Origin of the sequence: Sporosarcina sp. NPDC096371 (genome assembly GCF_044762865.1) — a bacterium.
Lineage (GTDB): Bacteria > Bacillota > Bacilli > Bacillales_A > Planococcaceae > Sporosarcina.
Window position 1 is genome coordinate 840,403 of record NZ_JBIWFE010000001.1, and the last position, 20,871, is coordinate 861,273.

21 protein-coding genes are annotated in these 20,871 nt (G+C 41.3%); 14 read left to right on the forward strand and 7 right to left on the reverse strand.

The features are described from left to right. The first annotated feature begins 10 nt into the window (after positions 1-10). On the forward strand, positions 11-601 hold the full coding sequence (locus tag ACIQ0H_RS03870; RefSeq protein ID WP_403411172.1) for a metallophosphoesterase family protein: 591 nt from the start codon (positions 11-13) through the stop codon (positions 599-601). A gap of 29 nt (positions 602-630) precedes the next feature. Here ACIQ0H_RS03870 and ACIQ0H_RS03875 read toward each other — a convergent pair whose 3' ends face one another. Next, positions 631-1,020: a ribonuclease HI family protein gene (locus ACIQ0H_RS03875; RefSeq protein WP_403411174.1), complete on the reverse strand. Its 390-nt coding sequence runs from the start codon at positions 1,018-1,020 to the stop codon at positions 631-633. A gap of 140 nt (positions 1,021-1,160) precedes the next feature. Between ACIQ0H_RS03875 and ACIQ0H_RS03880 the strand changes: the two genes are divergently transcribed. Next, positions 1,161-1,349, forward strand: coding sequence for a zinc-finger domain-containing protein (locus ACIQ0H_RS03880; RefSeq protein ID WP_403411177.1), 189 nt, complete (start codon positions 1,161-1,163; stop codon positions 1,347-1,349). Between the two features lie 40 nt (positions 1,350-1,389). Here the strand turns inward: ACIQ0H_RS03880 and ACIQ0H_RS03885 are convergent, their stop codons facing one another. After that, complete coding sequence (locus ACIQ0H_RS03885) at positions 1,390-1,599, reverse strand: cold-shock protein (RefSeq protein ID WP_403411180.1); 210 nt, start codon at positions 1,597-1,599, stop codon at positions 1,390-1,392. Between the two features lie 148 nt (positions 1,600-1,747). Between ACIQ0H_RS03885 and ACIQ0H_RS03890 the strand changes: the two genes are divergently transcribed. Continuing rightward, positions 1,748-2,380 carry an HD domain-containing protein gene (locus ACIQ0H_RS03890; RefSeq protein ID WP_403411183.1) on the forward strand — a complete coding sequence of 211 codons (633 nt, stop codon included), beginning with the start codon at positions 1,748-1,750 and terminating at the stop codon, positions 2,378-2,380. Between the two features lie 125 nt (positions 2,381-2,505). On the opposite strand, the gene ACIQ0H_RS03895 is transcribed toward ACIQ0H_RS03890, so the two are convergent. Continuing rightward, complete coding sequence (locus ACIQ0H_RS03895) at positions 2,506-2,877, reverse strand: DUF2500 domain-containing protein (protein WP_403411186.1); 372 nt, start codon at positions 2,875-2,877, stop codon at positions 2,506-2,508. A gap of 175 nt (positions 2,878-3,052) precedes the next feature. Here ACIQ0H_RS03895 and ACIQ0H_RS03900 point away from each other — a divergent pair, with 175 nt between their 5' ends. After that, complete coding sequence (locus ACIQ0H_RS03900) at positions 3,053-3,433, forward strand: CidA/LrgA family holin-like protein (protein ID WP_403411189.1); 381 nt, start codon at positions 3,053-3,055, stop codon at positions 3,431-3,433. Beyond that, positions 3,424-4,110 carry an LrgB family protein gene (locus ACIQ0H_RS03905; RefSeq protein ID WP_403411192.1) on the forward strand — a complete coding sequence of 229 codons (687 nt, stop codon included), beginning with the start codon at positions 3,424-3,426 and terminating at the stop codon, positions 4,108-4,110. The genes ACIQ0H_RS03900 and ACIQ0H_RS03905 overlap by 10 nt, the downstream gene beginning before the upstream one ends. Positions 4,111-4,133: 23 nt before the next feature. On the opposite strand, the gene ACIQ0H_RS03910 is transcribed toward ACIQ0H_RS03905, so the two are convergent. Together ACIQ0H_RS03910 and ACIQ0H_RS03915 are read right to left on the reverse strand one after the other, a co-directional pair. Beyond that, positions 4,134-4,673, reverse strand: coding sequence for a transcription repressor NadR (locus tag ACIQ0H_RS03910; protein WP_403411194.1), 540 nt, complete (start codon positions 4,671-4,673; stop codon positions 4,134-4,136). A 25-nt stretch (positions 4,674-4,698) separates the two neighbouring features. Further along, the gene (locus tag ACIQ0H_RS03915) at positions 4,699-5,835 is read right to left on the reverse strand and encodes an IscS subfamily cysteine desulfurase (protein ID WP_403411197.1); all 1,137 of its coding nucleotides are present in this window, start codon (positions 5,833-5,835) and stop codon (positions 4,699-4,701) included. A gap of 98 nt (positions 5,836-5,933) precedes the next feature. Here ACIQ0H_RS03915 and nadB point away from each other — a divergent pair, with 98 nt between their 5' ends. The 5 genes from nadB (at position 5,934) to ACIQ0H_RS03940 (ending at position 13,325) form a co-directional block, all read left to right on the forward strand. Then, on the forward strand, positions 5,934-7,526 hold the full coding sequence (gene nadB, locus ACIQ0H_RS03920; RefSeq protein WP_403411200.1) for an L-aspartate oxidase: 1,593 nt from the start codon (positions 5,934-5,936) through the stop codon (positions 7,524-7,526). Beyond that, on the forward strand, positions 7,495-8,337 hold the full coding sequence (nadC, locus tag ACIQ0H_RS03925; protein WP_403411202.1) for a carboxylating nicotinate-nucleotide diphosphorylase: 843 nt from the start codon (positions 7,495-7,497) through the stop codon (positions 8,335-8,337). Before nadB ends, nadC begins: the two co-directional genes overlap by 32 nt. Before the next feature lie 13 nt (positions 8,338-8,350). After that, complete coding sequence (nadA, locus tag ACIQ0H_RS03930; RefSeq protein WP_403411205.1) at positions 8,351-9,460, forward strand: quinolinate synthase NadA; 1,110 nt, start codon at positions 8,351-8,353, stop codon at positions 9,458-9,460. Positions 9,461-9,603: 143 nt separating this feature from the next. Further along, a complete protein-coding gene (gene menC / locus ACIQ0H_RS03935; RefSeq protein WP_403411208.1) occupies positions 9,604-10,713 on the forward strand; it encodes an o-succinylbenzoate synthase in 1,110 nt (369 codons plus the stop codon). Between the two features lie 389 nt (positions 10,714-11,102). Next, entirely contained in the window at positions 11,103-13,325 is a 2,223-nt protein-coding gene (locus ACIQ0H_RS03940; RefSeq protein WP_403412354.1) for an S-layer homology domain-containing protein, read from the forward strand. 241 nt (positions 13,326-13,566) lie between these two features. Here ACIQ0H_RS03940 and ACIQ0H_RS03945 read toward each other — a convergent pair whose 3' ends face one another. Then, positions 13,567-14,499, reverse strand: coding sequence for an LCP family glycopolymer transferase (locus ACIQ0H_RS03945; RefSeq protein ID WP_403411211.1), 933 nt, complete (start codon positions 14,497-14,499; stop codon positions 13,567-13,569). 246 nt (positions 14,500-14,745) lie between these two features. On the opposite strand from ACIQ0H_RS03945, the gene ACIQ0H_RS03950 reads away from it, so the two are divergent. From ACIQ0H_RS03950 to ACIQ0H_RS03965, 4 genes are all read left to right on the forward strand, one after another. After that, positions 14,746-16,782 (forward strand): bifunctional diguanylate cyclase/phosphodiesterase, encoded by a 2,037-nt coding sequence (locus tag ACIQ0H_RS03950; protein ID WP_403411214.1) that lies wholly within the window; start codon positions 14,746-14,748, stop codon positions 16,780-16,782. Positions 16,783-16,903: 121 nt separating this feature from the next. Continuing rightward, positions 16,904-17,782, forward strand: coding sequence for a patatin-like phospholipase family protein (locus ACIQ0H_RS03955; RefSeq protein WP_403411217.1), 879 nt, complete (start codon positions 16,904-16,906; stop codon positions 17,780-17,782). Between the two features lie 216 nt (positions 17,783-17,998). Continuing rightward, complete coding sequence (locus tag ACIQ0H_RS03960; protein WP_403411220.1) at positions 17,999-19,714, forward strand: AAA family ATPase; 1,716 nt, start codon at positions 17,999-18,001, stop codon at positions 19,712-19,714. A 127-nt stretch (positions 19,715-19,841) separates the two neighbouring features. Beyond that, a complete protein-coding gene (locus ACIQ0H_RS03965; protein WP_403411222.1) occupies positions 19,842-20,168 on the forward strand; it encodes a YnfA family protein in 327 nt (108 codons plus the stop codon). A gap of 42 nt (positions 20,169-20,210) precedes the next feature. Here the strand turns inward: ACIQ0H_RS03965 and ACIQ0H_RS03970 are convergent, their stop codons facing one another. After that, positions 20,211-20,780: a biotin transporter BioY gene (locus ACIQ0H_RS03970; protein WP_403411225.1), complete on the reverse strand. Its 570-nt coding sequence runs from the start codon at positions 20,778-20,780 to the stop codon at positions 20,211-20,213. Positions 20,781-20,871 lie beyond the last annotated feature (91 nt).

Genomic DNA, 20,871 nt, shown 5'->3' on the forward strand with positions numbered 1-20,871 from the left:
GGCTATTTACATGATCTTTGCATTACTCGGAGACATTCATTCTTCCAAGGTGGATCTAGAAAAAGTGCTCGCCGACATTTCCGATAAAGCACCGGAAGCGGAGTTGGTTGGAACAGGCGACTTGTTTGAATGCATCATTAGTAAAAAAAATATTACCGATAAAAAATATACAAACCTAGAGGATGTCATGCTTATTCCCGAAGGCTTTCCTGACTTATTGATGTTTCCTTCAGTAAGTGGTAATCAAGAAGAACGTATCTTATTGATAACGCAAACAGATGATTCGTTACGGGAAAAAATAGCTACATTGCCGCAAACAATTGATATGGGCAATGCTAAAGTTATCCATGGGCACCAGTGGGAGTGGGGCGGGCTACCTTGGTCACTCGTTCGAGAAAGTGTTGAACATTCTTTTGTATTTTATGGCCATAGCCATCAATCTGAGTTGGTGCAAAATGGTATTCATCAAGAGATTGAATTTGGCGTTCCATATCGTATGGAGGGTGAGAATATTCACGTCAATGTCGGTGCGGTTGTAGGGGATCGAGAATGGGTTTTGTATGATTCAACGGACAATACGGTTACATTTATGAAAGCATAACGAAAAAAGACTGAAGCGGCTTGGCCAATTCAGTCTTTTTTATGTATGGCTTCTCGCGCAAGGGCATCGGCGGCGCGGTTTTCTGTATCGGCAATCCATTTGATGAAAAAGAAGTCAAACGTTTTGGCGATGGCAAGAATTTGTGCCAAGATTGGTTTATGGGCTTCTCGTTTAACAAATTCTTTTTCCACAGCCATGACAACAATCTGGGAATCAGAGCGTACGGATACGATACCGGTCGTTAACTTTGCTGCTTCTTCCATTCCGCGTAGCAGAGCTTGGAATTCAGCAGTGTGATTGTCTGTTGGTTCAATCGCTTCGGAAATCCTGAGTTGATGGCCCTCGCCTTTGATGTAAATTCCAATACCACTTTTTCCTGGGTTACCAGCACTGGCACCGTCCACGTATACTTCAAGCATATGGTTCACCTCGATTGACGTATTCTTTCGAAGAGTTGTAGCTACATGCCATATTTTTCACATAACTTGATTCAGTAAGGAGTTTGAACTTATTGCTGATTCAAGTTAGAATAGATGAATCGTCTTACTGGGAGGAAATTATGAATAAGACAACGATAATGGGTGAAATTGATGAGATTCTTGTTACCTATTGTGAGGATTGTTTTCTGAAAAAACAACTGTCCAAAGAGAAAGGGAAGACAGGTGCCCACAGATTTTGTATAAAAATCTGTACAATCGGTGAGCAGCTTCGGTTTCTAGGGCAGGAGATGAATAAGGTCAAAAAATAATATCCCGCCGGAACTTGCGTCAGCGGGATTTTATGTTGAATCATTCATCGCCATATTTTAAGACATTCGCCGCCTGAGGACCTCGATTTCCTTCGATGATTTCGAAAGATACGGATTGCCCTTCATCAAGCGTTTTAAAGCCTTCTGATACAATACCGGTAAAGTGGACGAACACATCTTCCCCGTCATCCGCTTCGATGAAACCATAGCCTTTTTCATTGCTGAACCATTTGACTTTTCCCTGGTACATGTAGACTCCTCCTCGGCGTTTCAATGTCCCATCCATTCTATGCATGGATGAATTAACTATACATTAATCGACAATTTACGTCAACGATATGCCTAAATTTTCTGAACTACCTAATTCATTTTATATTAATCAAAAACGGAGTGATTTTATGGAGAACCTTCTAAAGAAATGTCGGCAAGTAGTCGAACAAATATACAATCAGTTTGATGCAAGTCATGATTTTGCACATATTGAACGTGTCTTGAAAAATGCTGAAGAGATTTTACATAAAGAGCAAACTGCCAACCAAGATGTTGTCCGGTTAGCTGTTCTACTGCATGATATTGATGATGCCAAATACAAAACGGATGGTCAGCTAACTGCGGCTGATATTTTACGTTCAATCGGTGCGCTTGATGATCTATCTCAACAAGTTCTTGCATGTATTGAAAGTGTGTCATTCAGCGGCGGTAATGCGAAAGAACTGACATCCATTGAAGGAGCTATCGTCCGCGATGCCGACCGCTTAGACGCAATTGGAGCCATTGGGATTGCCCGGACGTTTGCATTCGGCGGGGCAAGGGGTAGAAGGCTATATGATACTAGCGAAATGGTACGTGGACATATGTCTGAGGTGGAGTATCGGGGTAAGGAAACCGCATCAGTTACGCATTTCTATGAAAAGTTACTGTTGCTGAAAGAGCTGATGGTGACTGTAGAAGGCAAGCGTATGGCAGAGCAACGGCATGACTATATGGTAGGTTTTTTGAAGCAGTTGGAGAAAGAAATCGGATTGGAATAGTGTGTAAGACCCCTTGTCTGACAAATTGACAAGGGGTTTTATCTATTTGCCGATGGAAGACCCCCACTTCAATCACATAAAGGGCGTATCCCAGTGATAAGTGGGGGCGTTGTGTTCGTTACAGTTTATTCGCGAATAACCCGTTTAAATTCTAGGTAACGCGTGCCTTGGAAAGTTAGCATTCCCACATCGCCTTCAGCGAGCATACCGTATTCAGAGCCCTTCATTGGCAGTTCCATGCGATCACCACTTTCGACTTGAAAGGTGACATAATACCATGTGCTGGCCGATGATTCGCCTGATCCGCCAGACGTCTCAGAACGCTTTGTGACGACTTCTGCGGGGACGGTTAACTTTGGTGAGTTGTTGTTGGTATTCCATTGACCAATCCCTTTAACAATCGTAAAAATAAAGAAACCAATGACTACAATAAATATGACAGCGATGAAGATTGGACCGAATGAAAACATGAAATCATCAAATGGACTAAATCCCATTAGCAACCACTCCTTTTATAAATTTGATACATACGGATAGCTATTATACGTTTCACTTTTAAAAGAGTTTCATAAGAGCCGCCTTTGATAATTCTACTATACTTCTCTATAATCATAGGAATAGTCTTACAATTCACTTTGGCATATACATCATGGAAGGGGAAGAGGGGTCTTGGTGAAATACGTGAATATTGTTGTACAAGTCCTATTATTATACGGCATTGTGCTAGTAGGCGGCTGGCTTAGAAATTTTTTTCATATACCGCTTCCAGGTAGTATCATAGGTCTGCTATTGCTATGGGCAGCATTATCATTGAAAATTGTTCGGCTTCAGTGGATTGAAGCAGGTTCTTATTTCTTATTATCTTTTATCCCGCTATTCCTCTTACCCGCAACAGTTGGTGCGATGGATTATGGGGACGTCTTTAAAGGAAAAGGCATTCTATTAATCCCTATTACAATGATTAGTACATTTTTGACGATGTGGATTTCGGGCTATACCAGTCAATTTATTGCCAGGAAATCGGCTAAGAAGGAGGAAGTGCCATGCGAATAATGATGTTTGCTATCCTTTTTACTGTCATGACCATTGGTATTTACCTTGTACTGAATGTTGTATATGTAAAGTATCGTAGGTCTTTTTTAATTCCTATTCTTACATCGACAATTGCGATTATCATCATCCTTCTGTTGTTTAAAGTTCCTTATACGACGTATATGATTGGTGGGAAGTGGTTGGATGGATTACTTGGTCCGGCCATTGTTGCGTTAGCCATTCCGTTATACAAGCAGCGGGATCTACTGAAAAAGAATATGCTTCCGATTGGTGGGGGGGGGTTAATGGGCGTTGTGGTCGGAATGGCGAGTGGCGTCCTATTTGCCAAGTTATTTGGTTTCTCGCAAGACATTCTTCTTTCATTATTACCAAAATCAATTACTACGCCTATCGCGATTCAAATTACCTCGGCAGTAGGGGGGATTTCTTCGTTAGCGGTCGTATTTGTCATGCTGGCAGGCTTTACTGGAGTTATTTTCGGACCGATGTTTTTTAGATGGACTCGGATAGATACGGCTATGGGGCGGGGGCTTGGCTTAGGTGCTGCGGCCCATGCCTTAGGTACATCGAAAGCCATTGAACTTGGTGAGCAGGAAGCCTCGATGAGTTCGGTTGCCATGACACTGTGTGCCATCATCGGCGCGGTTATTGGCCCGATAGTCTTTTGGATTTTTTAGTGAGAATGAAAAGCGGAATCCGGTCATTCGACGAGGATATCCGCTTTTCTTAATGCATGCTCCGCCTGATTTATTTGCTCTACATTGTCTGCTAGTAGGGTATGAAGATGAATGCCCTCTTCAGCTAGCTTCGATAAGTAAAACGCGTCCGCATCTTGAATTCTTTTGATGAATTCTTGCACTTCATGGCGATTGGATACCATGATAGAAGCACTTAAATCTCCATAAACAGGATGTTCGATTTTTACATCTTTTACAGTTACCCCGTTATCGACCAGGATATTCAATTCCTCTTCCGTTTGCTCAGGTTGATGTTGGCAGACGATTACTTTTTCGATTTTCTCCTGTGCCGTTTGTGCTTGCATATAGATATAGCCCTGGCTTGTCGCAATGATAGGTTCGTTTTTTGCCTTCAGCAATGTAATATCTCCGACAATGACTTGCCGACTGACATTGGTCATCTCTCCAAGTTCTTTTCCGGTCATCGGTCTGGCAGATGATTGCAATGTATCGATCAATAGTTGTCGGCGTTCATCGCCATGTATTTTTTTATTAACGGTCATTTAAATTCCTCCTAGCATTATTAGTTTAGCATACTGATGCATGAATTTTTAAGGCACTTTCAATAAGGTGATTCGCTAACTTGTGTACGCTATCCATTGTTGTGCTACTTCCGAAAGAAATACGTATAAATTCCTTCGCTTGTTGTGTATCTACTTGTAGGGCCATCATAGCTTTCGATGTATGTTGTTGGCCGATTTGGCAAGCGCTACCAGTCGAAATTGCGAAACCGAGTCGATTCAATTCTAGCATGATTAGCTGTCCCTCGATATTTTTCACACCTAGTCCGATAATATGCGGAAGTTGTTTTTCGGCAACGCTTGTTTGGTAGACGGTAAAATGCTTGGGATGTCTCATGATTTTTTCCAGAAATGCATGTCGGAATGAAGCACAATGGTGATCGATGTTGTTCGCATAGGTAGCAGCGGTAACGAATGCGGCGATGCCTGGCACATTAACCGTACCTCCTCTGAAACCAGATTCATGGACCGAACCTGGGAAGACGGGTACAAGTCGATGACGAGGGTGAATGTAGGCAGCACCGACTCCTTTTGGCCCGTACACTTTATGGCTGGAGATGGTTAGGCTATCAACAATTTGCGCTATCGGTTTCAAATTGATTTTACCAAAAGACTGCACACAATCACTGTGCAAAAGAATCGAGCGTTCGTGTAAGAGTGACGCAATTTCTTCAAGTGGCTGTATCGTACCAATTTCTGGATTGACGTGTTGTATGCTAACAAGAATCGTCTTGCTTGTTAATGCTTTTTGAAATAACTGAAGATCCACAAAGCCCTCTTCTGTAAATGGGATTGTCGTGACAGTGAATCCTTCTTCTTGTAAATAAGCCAATGCAGAATCGATGGAGGGATGTTCGCCGACTGTCGTAACGATATGATTCCCTTTATGGCGATTAGCTTTCGCTAGTGAAATAATCGACAGCAGATTACTTTCCGTACCTCCACCCGTAAAATAAATACCGGCAGAATGAACGCCGAGCATCCCCGCAAGTTCCTCACGGCAAAACGTCAGCATATTTTGTGCTTCCGCTCCCACTTCATGCAAGCTACTCGTATTACCGTAGCAACCTTGTGACAGTTTGCCATAGATATGTGCTGCCTCCGGATGTAATGGTGTTGTTGCTGCGTAATCAAAGTAATGCAAAAGTCATTCCCCCTCAGTTGTAATAAATTCATCTTGTCATAGATTATCTTTTGTGTAAAGATAGGTGTCAAGACATTAAACGGGTCGGGGGGACAAAAATGAAGACGTATGATTGTATCATTGTCGGTAGCGGTATTGCTGCCATGCAACTAGCCCATCATCTAAGCGCTCGATTTCGCGTACTGATCATCACAAAATCTACAAGACGTGCTAGTAATTCCTATCGAGCGCAAGGGGGGATCGCGGCGGCAGTCGGTGAGGGGGACAAACCGGTCTTTCATTATGAAGATACGATTAAAGCAGGTTGTCATTTTCATAACGAACAGCAAGTACGTGAGCTCGTTGAGAATGGTCCAGAACTCATTGAACAGTTGAAAGACGGTGGACTTTATTTCGATGAGGACGATAAGGGACGACTTGCTTTGGGCATGGAAGGTGCCCATGGACGAAACCGGATTGTTCATTGTGGCGGTGATGCAACAGGTACATACATAATGGATCATCTATTTTTATCTCTGAGGGAAGATATTGATGTTGTAGAAAATCGCTTTGTTTATGAACTTATTATTCATCCGGTTACGAAAAAGTGTATTGGCATTAAAGCGAAGGATGAAGAGGGCAATAACGAAATGTATATCGCTGATCATGTAGTTCTAGCGATGGGGGGAATTGGCGGATTATTTTCCTTCACATCAAATGATCCTTCCGTGGCCGGTGATGGCATTGCGCTAGCGTACCGGGCAGGTGCGGAAATTACAGATATGGAATTTATACAATTTCATCCGACGCTACTTTACTTAAACGGTAAAACAAGGGGCTTGGTTTCTGAAGCGGTCAGAGGGGAAGGGGGCCAATTGGTCGATGGGGCTGGAATACCGATAATGGCTGGAAAACATCCCCTGGAAGACTTGGCACCACGACATATTGTAGCGAAAGAATTATTTCAACAGCGAGTGGCTGGAAAAGACGTCTATTTGGACATTTCGAAGATTGATCGATTCGAAGCACGCTTCCCAACCATCACTGCGATGTGTGAGGCAAATGGCGTGTCATTGAAAGAACGGAAGATTCCTGTCGCACCGGGCTGCCATTTTCTGATGGGGGGAATTGCCGTCGATTCCGTAGGCCGCACATCGATTGAAGGATTGTATGCGATTGGTGAAACGGCATCTACAGGTGTCCATGGCGCCAACCGGCTTGCAAGCAACTCGCTACTAGAAGGGCTACATTACGGCAAAAAATTGGCCACGTTTCTCAATATACAGCCTGCCCAGAGCGGGATGGCAAGTACATTTGTTTTTCCAACGAAGCAAGCTGTGCGACAAGAGCCTTTGTTGCCTGCTAAAGCAGAACTACAGGAAAAAATGATGGCCTATGCAGGGATTATTCGGACGCAATCGGAACTCGAACAACTGGATAATTGGTTAAGTGGATACGGAGAAGGAATTTCCGAGGATTTGTCATTGAATGAATGGAGTACCGACACCATTCAATTGCTGTTTATGCTACATGCCGCAAAACTGATTACAAAAGCTGCGCAGCTGAGGACGGAAAGCAGAGGGGCACATAATCGAGAAGATTTTTACGAAGAGGATGAGCGATGGGGACAAATCCATATTGTCCAATCTAAAAAAGGAATCGAAATGAGGGAACGACAACGTGAACACCATAAAGTTGAGGTCTATGCTTGAACAGTTTTATCTAGAAGATATCGGTGATTGTGATTTATCCAGTGAATTTTTATTCCCTGAGTCCGTCATCGGAGAACTGAATATCGTGGCAAAAATGGACGGTATCTTTTGCGGGACAAAGGTCATTGAAGAAGGCGTACGAGTTGTCGATCGAAACACGACAGTAAATTGTTATGTGGAGGATGGCACACCAATTGTAAAAGGAAGTGTCATTGCGACTGCCAAAGGTTCTGTTCAGAGCTTATTGAAAAGTGAGCGTGTTATTTTAAACTTGATTCAACGGATGAGTGCGATAGCTACTGAAACAAATCGGGTTGTGGGAAAAATCGAGGGGACGGGAACGAAAGTATGTGATACCCGGAAAACGATGCCGGGCTTACGCATGTTGGATAAATATGCGGTTCGTACCGGCGGTGGTTTCAATCATCGTAACGGCTTATTTGATGCAGTGATGTTGAAGGATAATCACTTGGCATTTGCGGGCTCTCTGACCAAAGCCGTGGAAACAGTCAAAGCGGCACTTGGCCATACTGTGAAAATTGAGGTGGAAATAGAATCATTTGAGCAATTACAGGAAGCAATTGCAGCGAAAGTGGACATTATTATGTTTGACAATTGTACACCCGAAACAATTGCTGAATGGATAGCAATTGTCCCTGACAGCATCATCACCGAAGCGTCTGGGATGATTACCAATGATACAATCCGTACTTATGCGGAAACGGGTGTAGATTATATCTCTTTAGGCTATTTAACGCACTCTGTAAAGGCGCTGGATATAAGCGCAAATGTAAGTATTCATACAAAATAATGGGGGAATCGATTTGTCTATCTTGCACTATTTTGAAGAGCAGAAAAGTGGTACATTGCCAGAAATGTATAAAAATCTGACACGCGAGCAAATGGAAGCACGTATTACGGCTATTAAAAATCAACTTGGGAAGAAACTTTTCATCCCAGGGCATCACTACCAAAAAGATGAGGTCATCCAGTTTGCAGATGTATCAGGCGATTCCTTACAATTGGCGCAGCTTTGCGCGGCAAATGAACAAGCGGAGCATATTGTCTTTTGTGGTGTACATTTCATGGCAGAAACGGCTGATATTTTGACAAATGACCATCAAAAAGTGTATTTACCTGATATGCGTGCGGGCTGTTCGATGGCGGATATGGCGAATATCTTCCAGACGGATCGGGCATGGGAGGCTCTTACGGAAATGTTTGGCGACACCATCGTCCCTCTTACATACGTCAATTCGACTGCAGCGATTAAGGCGTTCGTTGGGAGAAACGGCGGTGCGACGGTCACATCATCAAATGCGCATGCGATGGTGGAATGGGCTTTTACACAAAAAGAACGAATCCTCTTTTTACCGGACCAACATCTAGGTAGAAATACAGCGTACGACATAGGGATTCCGTTAGAGCAGATGGCTGTGTGGAACCCGGTGCGCGATAAGCTGGAGTTTGAAGGGAAATGGGAAGACGTCAAAGTGATTTTGTGGAAAGGACATTGCTCCGTTCATGAGAACTTTACTGTTAAAAATATTGTTGACCTTCGCGAAAATGATCCAGAAATGCGTATCATCGTCCATCCGGAATGTTCACGCGAAGTCGTTGCACTGGCGGATGACAACGGTTCTACAAAGTACATTATTGATGCAATAGAAAATGCAGAACCTGGTAGCAAGTGGGCAATTGGTACGGAAATGAATCTTGTCAATCGACTCATTCAAAATCATCCGGACAAACAAATTATTTCCCTTAATCCGAGTATGTGTCCTTGTTTGACCATGAATCGTATTGATCTACCCCATCTATTATGGAGTTTGGACAGTATTGCAAAGGCAAAGGAGGTCAATATTATTCAGGTTGATAAAGAAACGGCTAAAGATGCGATTACCGCACTGGAACGGATGTTGGCACGAGCATAAGACAGTGAAAAGGCACCTTGTCTACTAGATGAGGTGTCTTTAGTTTTGTATGGATGTAAATGTTGAAACTTCACCGGGAAAGAGGGAAGATAGAACGATAAGGTACATAATTAGACTAACTTTAACATACAAGGAGAATTCCAATGATCATTAAAGAAATCTACGTCCGTAAAATGAAGATGATGTTGAAAACACCATTTGTAACAAGTTTTGGCACGCTTCAAGAGAAGGATTTCCTGGTGCTTGAGGTAAAGGATGAGCTCGGAAACACAGGTTGGGGTGAGTCTGTCGCATTCCGTGCCCCTTGGTACACAGAAGAAACGCTTGAAACAAATCTACATATGATTAAAGATTTTTTAATCCCGATGGTAATAGGGAAAGAAATTGATCATCCGGATGAAGTGGGTACTTTATTCGCTGCTATTCGTAGAAATAATATGGCCAAGGCAGCTGTTGAAGGTGCCATTTGGGATCTCTATGCTAAGCGTAAAAAATTGACACTGGCACAAGCGCTAGGTGGACAACGAGATAAGATTGAAGTAGGTATTAGTATCGGCATCCATGAAAATCATGCGGATTTAGTGACTGCTGTCCAAGGATTTATCGACCAAGGATATAAGCGCATAAAGGTGAAAATTAAACCGGGACATGACATCGAAGTCATCCGTGAGCTACGCAAACATTTCCCCGACGTCCCGCTAATGGCAGATGCTAACTCGGCGTATACACTAAAAGATGTGAACTTGCTTAAACAACTTGATGCGTTCCATTTGATGATGATTGAACAACCACTTGCTTCTGATGATATTATTGACCATGCTGTGTTGCAAAAACAATTACAAACACCAATTTGTTTGGATGAAAGCATACATTCTCTTGAAGATGCAAGAAAAGCTGTAGAGCTTGGTAGTACAAAAGTGATTAATATTAAAATTGGGCGTGTTGGAGGCCTGAGCGAAGCGAAAAGAATTCATGATTACTGTATGGAGCAAGGCATTCCGGTTTGGTGTGGTGGTATGCTGGAGGCAGGAATTGGACGTGCACATAATATTGCACTCACAACACTGCCAAACTTCATCCTACCAGGTGACACAGCAGGATCATCTCATTACTGGGAACGAGATATTATTTCTCCGGAGGTGGTCGTAGATGGTGGTTATATCGCTGTTCCGACTGCCTATGGTATCGGGTACGAGCCAGATTTGGAAGGGATGAAGAAGTTCACCGTGGATGAAATACGTTTCAATGGGTAAATAGTATTTTTGCAAACCGGAATGGATGCATTAAAAGTATCGGCGCAGTCAATCCGAGTAATGACCTTCGTAGGTTTTAGATGTATCATGTGGCTAATGAAGAAAAACTTGCCAAACTTATAAGTAATGGAAAATAAAGCTCAGCACCTGCCGTCTAATGAGGCAAGGTGCTGAGCTTTATTCTTCAAATACAATCAATTCTTATTTATCGATTTTATCAGCTGGAAAATCAATTGTTAAATTAGGTCTATCTTCTTTATAGAAATCATAAAATCAAAATGTTGTCTGGAATCAACGATAGAAAAGAAGAAAAGTTTCTTGTTCACAATTCACGGAATCGACTGTACAAGTTATTGACCACTACATGTAGGAGGGTTATTTTGAAAAAAGTGAAGAAGGCCGGTATCCTATTAAGTTCCTCTGTTTTATCTTTTGGAATGTTTTCAACTATTGCCAACGCATCAAACACAGTGAATGAGCAACCAGAAAAGGTACAGATTCAAGTTGCTTCCACAGAAATAGGTGTCACAAAAAATGATTTAATTAAGAAGTTTCGGAAGTTGTTCCCTAATCAGTTTGGTTACTTAAAAGATAGTGATTTTCAAATGAGTAATGGTCATTTTTATCTTGATGACGAGACATTGCGTCATGATTTATCTTTTACTAAAACAGTTAATGGGAAGCGATTGTATGGCAGTGTTGGATTCGTTGGAAAGGATTTAGACATCGAACAATTTTATTATCAACCTACCAATGAAGCAGAAGCATTATTTCCTGCAAAGGTTTCGAAAGAAGAGGCTAGGAAAAAAGCAGTTAATTTTATAAAGCAATTTCTTGATGGCGAAGAATATCAATTGGAAACAGATTCCTTCAACTATTATTCACAACAACCATTAACAGAACCTGTTCGTTATTCATTTTCTTTCACACGTATGGAAAATAAAGTACCCGTTTCGGATCAGAGGATAGAAGTAACTATTCTTGGGAATGGCGAGCTCGTTAATTTTTACAGGTATCCTATGAAGAACGAAAAATCTACCTTTGAGGATGTAAAACTGTTAAAAGATAAAAAGAAGATTGAAGAGAATGTGAAAGGAAATCTATCTGCTGATTTGTACTATCAAATTAATACTGATTACAGGACGGGTGAACGTGGAGTCCAACTCGTTTATCAACCAACTGTAAATTTACAGGGGGTTCACGCAACTTCAGGGAAGTGGTTAACTACAAACGGCTACACGACAGACTTTCCTAAGGGGACAAAGATAGAGATGATTTCTGATAAGCCATTACCCGCAAAACAAAATGGCGTTTCTTTAGAAGAAGCAAAGAAAATTGCTGAACAACTCCTTACAAGTAAATCTGATAAGGTTAAATTAAACATTGAGTCTATTCAGGAAGTAGAAAATTATAACGGACAGACGGTTTTCCGTATTAACTATATGTATCAATTTGCGAATGGTGGAACTGGAACGGCCTTGGAAATTAATAAACGTACTGGAGAAGTTACGCAATTCTACGATCTAACAAGTCAAATTCAAGAACAAATTGGAGAACAACCTAAAAAAGAGAATGCTATTTCTCAGCAGAAAGCACTCACCCAAGCGATTCAATATCTAAAGGAATGGGTTCCATCCTACCTACACAACTATGCTATGCCTATAGCAACTCCTTATTTTGACAAAGAACTAGGTGCTTTTAGCATTTCGTTCCCGAGAGTTGTCAATGGTATTACTGTGATAGGAGATGACATTACTGTAAGTATCGCTGCAGACGGTTCTTTAAGTAGCCTAAATGTCAGTTATCAAGAGGTGGAAAAATGGCCATCGAGTGATAAAATAATTTCCAAGGAAGCGGCAAAAAATATCTTGAAAGAGTCACTAAATTTAAAACTAACGTATAAGAAACAAGAGCAAAACGGGGCCAATCATGGCTATGATCTTGTCTATGTACCTATATTTAGCGAAGAATCGTTAAATTTTTTAGATGCTAACACAGGAGAATGGAAGAGCTTTTTGAATAGAAAAAATTCAACTGTCATTTCACATCCTTGGGCTCAAGAGGAACTCAATTATCTTATTCAAGCAAATATTTTAGACGTAAAAGATAGTAAGAAATTTGACGGGAATGCTTCTGTTTCAAAAGGCGAAGCATTAAAGGTCATCATTAATTCACTTACTTATTTTTATGAAGGTAACCATGAAGTTGATCAAGAAAATATGAATCAAACATTTAAGAATATAGACGTTAAACATCCGTTCTATCAAGTGATTGAACGTGCGGTTGAATTGAGGATCATTCAACCAAATGATAAAGGTTTTGATGTCGATGGACCTGTCACAAGGGAAGAACTAGCAGCCTGGTATATACGAATCCTAGGACTTGAGCAAGCCGCTAAAGATGCAAGTATTTATAAACTTGACTTTGCCGATGCCAAAAAGGTTAACAAAGAATATAGTGGCTACGTGGCATTAGCAAACTCAGTAGGATTATTAAAAGTAAATCAAAATTCTTTTCATCCTAAACAACAAGTGACATATGCAGAGTTAGCCGTATCAACGATTCGCCTAGCTCATAAAATGTCTGAAAGTGGAAAGTATCTACAGTATTAAACTATTCAGATCATGCAATGAAAATTTAGAAACAAATGCATGATGTTACCTGAGCGGTTATAGCCTTAAATTTGTGATACAAAAATGTAATTCATGTAGTGGTGTTGTAGGTTTTTAAACGACAAAAATGCCCCGGATGTAAATCCATCGGGGCATTTTTTAATCTATAAACCTTGTGCGTATTCAGTATAAGGCTTCAGGAAGATTGGATGTAGCCAAATTACAGCACTTGTGAATTACGTCACTTCAATTCCAAATGCTGTTTCAACGTACTTGAAACTTCTTGTAATTCCTCTTCATCCATCACATAATACCAAATCCCGCCGTTCATGCGCTCGCCTGTCCCTTTTTCGAAATGCAATTGTTCAATTGTATCAGCCGCATCTCGGTAGTTTTTTTGAACACCAACCATTTCATCAAATGTCATATTGGTTTTCACGTTGTCGCCTAGAGCATTAAAAACACTGCGGTAATTTAATAAACTATTGACCGATTTTCCTTCATGCAAAACGCCTTGAATGACTTGTCTTTGTCGATCTTGTCTACCCCAATCCCCATTTGGATCTCCTTTACGCATTCGTACATAGGATAATGCTTCTTTACCAGTCAATGTAATTTCACCAGCCTCGAAGCGGAAGGCATCCTGTGTGAATTCTAGTGCATTGTCAACCGTTATGCCACCGACGGCATCAACTACTTTTTGAAAACCTTCCATATTGACTTCTGCAACATAATCAATCGGCATATCCAATAAATTCTCAACTGAATCTAACGACATCTGAATGCCGCCAAACGCATAGGCGTGATTCAGCTTGTCCTGAGTACCGTGACCAACAATTTCCGTATACGTGTCGCGCGGTATGCTGACCATTTTCGTTGACTTCAAAGTTGGATTGATAGTCATGACAATCATTGTATCGGAGCGACCTTTATCGCCTTCTCGTTCATCAACGCCCAGCACAAGTACCGAAAAAGGATCTTTTTTGTCAAATGCGATACCTTCCTCGCGTTTATCAGACAGTTCCCGATCTATAGGTTTGTACATTTCTTTTAAGGTTGAGGTTAAATCTAAAAAGACGGTTAGCGCAACTCCCGCGATTGCAAGAGCAATAATTGCAATGATCCATGGCCATTTTTTACGTTTTTTTGTCTTCTTTACTTCTAATCGATTCATGATGTTCCTCCATTATGTGTCTTTATGTGTTGTGTGAAAAAAGTATACCATAATAGAGACGAATGTCTGATTACTAAGTTCCGCGTGGTATTAAAAACTATTTAAAGTGTGAAGTAGGTACCGATAATTATTTATTTATAGATATAAAGAACCATTTTTAAATTCTGTTTAATACTTAAGGATATTAATTGATTGGGACGAATGGTATGATTTACTGAAATAAACTTCGTAGAAAGGGGGACTAATATGTTTTTTGGTCCGCCACCAAAAGATTTGATTGAGTTACAAGGGGTGTATTCGCTACCGCTTATTGGGTTATCAATTTTGATTGCATGTTTTGCTTCCTATACAGCGTTAGCTATGAATGAGCGTGCCCAAAAAAATAGCTTTTTGCATCATAATTTCTGGCTTACGCTGGCGTCGATTGCTATGGGATTTGGTATATGGTCTATGCATTTTGTAGGAATGAGTGCTTTTTCTCTACCAGTTAGTATGCACTATGATCGTTTATTAACTATCATTTCAATATTTCCAGCTATGCTTACATCTTTTCTAGCGTTTTATATAGCCAATCGGCCAAAAAAAATACTTTGGCTGAACATCATTGCCGGAGTTGTGATGGGACTGGGTATTTCAACGATGCATTATGTTGGGATGGCTGCTATGAAAATGGATGCGAGTTATGTCTATGATAAATGGCTGTTTACAGCGTCTATTATTATTGCCATATCAGTTTCTTTCGTCGCGCTGTTCATTTTTTCAGCTCTCCAGCGTTATATGGAAAATCGCTTCATACAATTTCTTGCAGCTATCATCATGGGGCTAGCGGTTTCAAGTATGCACTATACAGGAATGATGGCGATTTCTTTTTATGTTGTATCGGATTATACATATAATTCCATGATGAATCATGAGTTTGAACTATCATTTCTCGTGATCACTGTTGCAGGTGGTATGGCTATATTACTCAGTTTACTGCTGTTATCGACTCTGGTAGATCGTTATGTGAACTATCGAGCCAACTATTATGATACTTTGACAAGATTACCAAATCGTCGTCATTTCGAAAGGCGGTTGGCAAATTCTTCGGCGAAGCAGACACTAGCGATTTGGCATATACATGATATGGAAAGAGTTAATCGAGAGAATGGATATCTCTTTGGCGATGAAGTCCTGCAGCATGTCGCGGATTTAATGATTGCGCTAAAATCGCCACAAACTGATCTGTATAGAATTAAAGGTAATCGTTTTGCCTTTTTAGGGCGAGGCCAAGAGCGGGAGATTGCTTTTCAAACAGCAATGGAAAAAATCGCACAAACACTTCGTCAGCCAATCACATATCAAGATAAGGAAATTATTCTTCCCGCGGTCTGTGCCTGGTTACCAGTTAGCCAACAAAATGAATCGTCAAAAATATATTCGGATGTGCTAGCGGTATTAAATTCACCATCGCTTCAATACAAATTTGAAATTATTCCCTATGATCCAAACATACATACATATACATTTGATCGAGAAATAGCGAGAGATGTAGAACGTGCGATGGTGGAAGAAGAACTGTATCTTGTCTATCAGCCAAAGGTGAATGGCAAAACTTATGAAGTAATAGGTGTTGAAACCTTGCTTCGCTGGCAACATCCAACGTATGGCATGCTCTCTCCAGCGGTGTTCATTCCTATTTTGGAAGAGTATGATCAAATGCTGGATGTGACCGATTGGGTCATCGAGCGGACTTGCCGTCAGATAGTAGAATGGCGTAAGGATGGAAGATCATTTGGGCAAGTGTCCATTAATATACCGGGCCAGTACGTTACCTCAACACGACTGTTGAAAGTTTTAAAGCAAACCGTTACAAATTATGATTTAGAACCAAGGCTTCTTGAACTTGAAATAACGGAAACAAGTTTCGTCAAATCGATTGAAGAAGCCATGAGAGCCGTTAGTATTATTCGTCAAGATGGTTTTTCTGTCGCGCTTGATGATTTTGGTATGGGTGTATCATCGCTCTCTTATTTAAAGAAATTGCCGATATCAACACTAAAAATTGACAAATCTTTTTTGGAGGAAGTGCCGGCATTCGAAAAAGATTCATCGATTATTCAAGCAATCATTGCACTTGGGAGTTCATTGGATTTGTCGATTGTTTTTGAAGGGGTAGAGACAGAGGAGCAAGCACAGTTTTTATCCTCAACATGTGAGCAACCGATAATTCAAGGTTACTATTTTGCGAAACCGATGATAGCATCGGAACTGATTGAATGGCGACAAAATTTTCGTCTGTGATAAATACATGTATCGGCGACTAAAACAATGCAAAATTGTTTTCTGGCCGGTACTTTTTGTTCTATTATTCTTCTTTTATTCTTACAGTGTAACAACACCAAGAAAAAGGGAGAGATTAACGATGTTAATAGATGGGGTGTTCTCAGGGGGAGGTTTGAAAGGATTTGCATTAGTGGGAGCCTATCAAATGTTGGAGGAAAAGGGGTATCGCTTTCAGCGTGTAGCTGGAACGAGCGCAGGTGCAATCATCGCAAGCTTTATAGCTGCTGGTTATACAGCTAAGGAAATTGAAGAGATATTAGATGAACTGGATGTACAATCTTTGCTCGATCCGAGTAGAAGGATACTACCATTTCCCTTTATGAAATGGATTGGTTTATATTGGCGGCTCGGTTTGTATCAGGGAAAAGCATTGGAAAATTGGTTTTTAGAAAAGTTGGCGGCGAAAGATGTCTATACATTTGCGGATGTCGCACCAGGCTCTTTGAAGCTCATTGCTTCCGATTTAACGAATGGTAAAATGATTGTGCTGCCAGACGATTTGCCGAGTTATGGAATTACTGCAGAGACATTTCCAATCGCGCGCGCATTACGCATGAGTTGCGGGATTCCATTTTTCTTTGAGCCTGTCAGATTGAAAGTTGGATCAGGTGACACAATTGTTGTTGATGGCGGGGTGTTAAGTAATTTCCCCTTGTGGATATTTGACGATGAAAGAGGACGAAAAGAACGTCCAGTACTTGGTTTGAAGCTAAGTCGTAGTCAAGAAGATCAGCAAGGCTACCCAATCAATAATGCCTTAAATTTATTCGAAGCGCTATTTACAACGATGAAAAATGCACATGATGAAAGATATATCTCCCGCAAGCATGAAATGAATATTATTTTCATTCCGGTGGAGGGGTATAGCGCGACTGATTTCGATTTAGATGAACAGTCCAAAGAAGCCCTTTTGGAAATGGGACGTAGTCGAACTAGGCAGTTTTTGAAAACATGGTAAATGGTTAGCTCTGAATCTAATTCAGGGCTTTTTCACTTGAATCAACCTGTAACCTTGCACTAAAAGGGGAGCGTCAGATAAAGAGGTCCCTTGCTAATCCAAGTTGAGCTACAGATGGATATGGGCATTACTGGGTGGTAATCCTTTTATTCGTTCACCAAAAGACCTTGCTCATCATTTATACTAGTCATATATCCTATAAGGAGCTGAGCAGACTTGAAGTTTCATTCTACGCTTGCAACAAAGATTGTGATTCTAGTCCTCTTAGTCATTGGAGTAGCTGCAAGTGTTGGCTGGTATGTAGTGGATGCAAATAAAGGAATTGCCGTTACATTTTCAGAAATGGAAAAAACGATTCAGGCAGACAAAGGTCAGGCAATCTCACTTAAAGAAACGTCAGGTGGATCTTTGTATTTACAGACGACAGACGCGCTTTATGTGACAAAAGTTCGCCCGCAAAGCCAGTTAGTTGAACAACTGGTGGAAAAATACAATCTATCATATCAATACTCAAATCAAAATCAATTCGATGGTCTACTGATCGGAGGATTACTTATAGCATCACTCGTAACACTGTTCGTTCTCCACAAAAAAGGCAAGATTGGCATTGGTGCCTCTGCTATGAAAAATAGCGCATCTAAAGCAATACCTTTACCTGATGTTACGTTACAAGACATCGGTGGACTTCCGGATGAAATGAAGGAAGAAATTTACCAAACATTATCTATTTTAAAAGATCCAAAACGATCGGCAAAGCTTGGTATTAAACCGCCGAAAGGTATTCTACTGTATGGGCCGCCGGGAACAGGAAAGACTTTGCTAGCGCAAGCTATTGCCCGGGAAATTGGTGCCACATTTTATTCATCGAGTGGTGCAGCTTTCACGGAATTATTTGTGGGTGTCGGAGCTTCCCGTGTACGCACGCTGTTCCAAAATGCGAGAAAGCAACGTCCAGCAGTCATTTTCATTGATGAGGTTGATGCGCTTGCTGGAAAGCGGAAAACGCATGGTGGGGAAGAAACGGAAAAAACGTTAACGGAATTACTTGTACAGTTGGATGGCGGTAATAATAATGACGGTGTGCTATTCATTGCTGCAACGAACCGTAAGGATATGCTAGACGAAGCTTTTCTTCGTCCAGGACGAATCGATTACTCATTCCAAGTTCCTTTACCAGATACCACAGGTAGAAGAGAGATTATTGATATCCATACGAAAGGAAAGCTACTAGCAGGAGACGTCTTTGCATCCCTAGATGTATTGGCTGAAAGTACAGCGGGCTTTTCCGGAGCTGAACTTAGTTCACTGTTTGAAACGGCGAGTAAAAGAGCTATTCGTGATGGGCGTCAACAAATCGGAAAAGACGACTTGGATTTTGCAATTGACCGTACCATTTTGGGGAGCGCTTCACGTACATTGAATGATCCGGAAACGAAGCGTAGAGTAGCTATTCACGAATCTGGTCACGCGCTTATCGCAGCGATTACCAAACCTGGTTCAGTGAGGAAAGCGACGATTATTCCAAGAGGACAGGCTCTTGGGTATGTTGCTCCCGTTCAGAAAGAACTTCATCTTTCGACGTATAGTGAATTACTGGATCAGGTCAGCATGATTTTGGGTGGTGGGGTGGCTGAACGTATCCACCTCGGCGAGCACAGCATTGGCGTCGGTGGTGATGTGCAGCAGGCGAGAGAAATTATTGAAAGAATGGTTGATACAGGTCTCTTGCAAGACGGCTTCACATTGACCTTTAATGAAGGGGAAAAAGAAGCGAAAATGCAAGTGATTTTTGACAAGGCGCTCAGTCAAACGGAAAGTCTTATTCGGGAATACTCCGCAGAATTCGAACGATTAGTGGCAGCGCTGACTCGAAAAGAAACGCTTGATGGTTCAGAGGTTCAGGAGATTGTTAGTAAAAAAGTTATGAGTTAGCATATAAGTATACGTCGCCACAGCCGTTAAGGCTGTGGCTTTTTCTTTCGTGCGAAAGGTAAAGTAAAACTATTTAATATGGATAGGCTATACTTATATCATCAATTGAATTAGGAAGTGTATTGCAATGATTGTTGCCATTATATTATTTATATTTGCCGGATTAGCAGAAATAGGCGGCGGGTACCTGATCTGGCTTTGGTTGCGCGAAGGAAAGCCGTACTATTGGGGATTAATTGGCGGAATAACGCTGGCTTTATACGGGGTTATCGCTACCTTTCAAGCATTCCCCTCATTTGGTAGGGTTTACGCGGCCTATGGTGGTGTCTTTATCGTCCTCGCGGTGTTGTGGGGATGGGGAGTAGATAAGAAAGCACCCGACGTTTATGATTGGGTTGGTGCCGCTATTTGTCTACTAGGCGTTTCGGTTATCCTTTTTGCACCTCGACAATAAATGGAAAAGGCATCCCTTACATCGGGATGCCTTTTGCTATTTTTATTTCACTTCAACACGCCATGTGTTTAACAGGTTTGTTGATTTCAATCGATTTCTAACGGCAATCCCAGCCCACGCCGCCATTACTGCTTTCATAAGTCCGACGATTAGAAAAGGTGCAAACCCGCCAGTGAATGCCGCGGTCCATGAAAGATCGGCAATCATTTTTAGCCAGACGGTTCCAAATGTTAATGCCATAAACATGCCTAATACATTTGCGATTATTGCATTTTTCAGTGTAAAGCTTGTCTTCTCAAGAAAATACCCAATGATCAATGCGGTAGGGATGAATCCAATTAAATAGCCGCCTGTAGGCCCGAATAAAATGCCGAAACCAGCCTGCATTTGTGCGAATACAGGTACACCAATCGCCCCCATACATAAATAAATGACAACCGATAAAGTCCCGTAGCGTGTTCCTAATATGGTCGCGGCCAGTCCGATGGCTAGCGTTTGCCCTGTAATGGGAACGATGGGTAAAGGAATCGTGATTTGTGCTAATACACCAATAATGGCTGCGAATAGTGCTGATATTATCATCATTCGTAATTTGAAACGCGATTCTACCATAGTTGAAGTCTCCTTAATTGGTTATCTATTTATGTAGTTAGGTTTACTCATTTATTGTATAACAACTCAATAATTTACGTCAACCTGTTTA

What these genes read in the sequence shown, in the direction of transcription:
- ACIQ0H_RS03950 (WP_403411214.1), top strand. Translation starts at nt 14,746, where the DNA reads ATGTTTTTTGGTCCGCCACCAAAAGATTTGATTGAGTTACAAGGGGTG.
- menC (WP_403411208.1), top strand. Translation starts at nt 9,604, where the DNA reads ATGATCATTAAAGAAATCTACGTCCGTAAAATGAAGATGATGTTGAAA.
- nadB (WP_403411200.1), top strand. Translation starts at nt 5,934, where the DNA reads ATGAAGACGTATGATTGTATCATTGTCGGTAGCGGTATTGCTGCCATG.
- ACIQ0H_RS03945 (WP_403411211.1), bottom strand. Translation starts at nt 14,499, where the DNA reads ATGAATCGATTAGAAGTAAAGAAGACAAAAAAACGTAAAAAATGGCCA.
- ACIQ0H_RS03875 (WP_403411174.1), bottom strand. Translation starts at nt 1,020, where the DNA reads ATGCTTGAAGTATACGTGGACGGTGCCAGTGCTGGTAACCCAGGAAAA.
- ACIQ0H_RS03890 (WP_403411183.1), top strand. Translation starts at nt 1,748, where the DNA reads ATGGAGAACCTTCTAAAGAAATGTCGGCAAGTAGTCGAACAAATATAC.
- ACIQ0H_RS03970 (WP_403411225.1), bottom strand. Translation starts at nt 20,780, where the DNA reads ATGGTAGAATCGCGTTTCAAATTACGAATGATGATAATATCAGCACTA.
- ACIQ0H_RS03905 (WP_403411192.1), top strand. Translation starts at nt 3,424, where the DNA reads ATGCGAATAATGATGTTTGCTATCCTTTTTACTGTCATGACCATTGGT.
- ACIQ0H_RS03885 (WP_403411180.1), bottom strand. Translation starts at nt 1,599, where the DNA reads ATGTACCAGGGAAAAGTCAAATGGTTCAGCAATGAAAAAGGCTATGGT.
- ACIQ0H_RS03955 (WP_403411217.1), top strand. Translation starts at nt 16,904, where the DNA reads ATGTTAATAGATGGGGTGTTCTCAGGGGGAGGTTTGAAAGGATTTGCA.
- ACIQ0H_RS03870 (WP_403411172.1), top strand. Translation starts at nt 11, where the DNA reads ATGATCTTTGCATTACTCGGAGACATTCATTCTTCCAAGGTGGATCTA.
- ACIQ0H_RS03965 (WP_403411222.1), top strand. Translation starts at nt 19,842, where the DNA reads ATGATTGTTGCCATTATATTATTTATATTTGCCGGATTAGCAGAAATA.
- ACIQ0H_RS03880 (WP_403411177.1), top strand. Translation starts at nt 1,161, where the DNA reads ATGAATAAGACAACGATAATGGGTGAAATTGATGAGATTCTTGTTACC.
- ACIQ0H_RS03895 (WP_403411186.1), bottom strand. Translation starts at nt 2,877, where the DNA reads ATGGGATTTAGTCCATTTGATGATTTCATGTTTTCATTCGGTCCAATC.
- ACIQ0H_RS03910 (WP_403411194.1), bottom strand. Translation starts at nt 4,673, where the DNA reads ATGACCGTTAATAAAAAAATACATGGCGATGAACGCCGACAACTATTG.